This window comes from Streptomyces parvulus (assembly GCF_014648855.1).
GTDB classification, from domain to species: Bacteria; Actinomycetota; Actinomycetes; order Streptomycetales; family Streptomycetaceae; genus Streptomyces; species Streptomyces parvulus.
In genome coordinates this window covers 1-706 of record NZ_BMRX01000054.1, presented here as the reverse complement: position 1 = coordinate 706, position 706 = coordinate 1, and the positions used below count along the sequence as shown (strand labels likewise).

The 706-nt window shown below is 66.4% G+C and carries 1 protein-coding gene; it reads left to right on the top strand.

From position 1 onward, the window contains the following. The coding region (locus IE108_RS34670) for a glycerophosphodiester phosphodiesterase (RefSeq protein WP_189397857.1) at positions 1-706 on the top strand (706 nt) is incomplete at both ends.

The following is a 706-nucleotide window of genomic DNA, read 5'->3' as shown; positions in this document are numbered from 1 at the left end:
CCACGCCGCGCCCGGCGACCCCGACGTCATCGCCCACCGCGGCTCCTCCGGCATGGCACCCGAGAACACCGCCGCCGCCATCGACCTCGCCGTCCGCCAGCACGCCGACTTCGTCGAGATCGACGTCCAGCAGACCAAGGACGGCAAACTCGTCAACTTCCACGACTGCACCATGGAACGCACCACCAACATCAAAACCCTCTACCCCGGCCGCCCCCGCTACCGCGTCTCCGACTTCACCTGGAAAGAACTCCAACGCCTCGACGCAGGCACCTGGTTCCACAAAAAATACGCCGGCGAACCCCTCATCACCCTCGACGACGTCATCCACCGCATCGACCGCACCCACACCGGACTCCTCGCCGAAATCAGCCCCTGCGGCCACTACACCGACATCGCCACCGACCTCGCCGACCACCTCACCACCAAACCCGCCTACCTCAACCGCGCCCTCACCCGCCACCAACTCGCCGTCCAGTCCTTCCAACCCGACGACGCCCACGCCTTCCACACCCGACTCCCCACCATCCCCATCGGCATCCTCGACGCCGACCGCCCCACCGACACCGAACTCCAGCAACTCTCCACCTGGGCCGACCAGATCAACCCCCAGCACACCGTCACCGACCAGACCCTCGTCGACCGCATCCACCAACTCGGCATGAACATCAACGTCTGGACCGTCGACGAACCCGGCGCCATCCGC